Below are 269 nucleotides of genomic sequence, written 5' to 3' on the forward strand. Positions count from 1 at the left end.
AGCGCCCAAGCGCCGTGCACAACAAAGAGCCCTTCAAACAGCCCCTCGAGCCATCAACCCAGTGCTCACCGAACCATTCAAAACCTCCAGTCGAAAGACCTAACAAGGGGACATTTCTATTTGGGACAAATGAGGACATTTTAAAATGGGATTGACAGAGTATGAGCTTGTAAGCCCCAGATAGTAATGTCACTATTTTCTAAAGCTATTCTTTTCATCGTTTCCCGTTAAACCCTTAATACAACTGGCACCTCAAGCATATTGAGTTC

Source organism: Algibacter sp. L4_22 (assembly GCF_023473045.1).
Lineage (GTDB): Bacteria > Bacteroidota > Bacteroidia > Flavobacteriales > Flavobacteriaceae > Algibacter.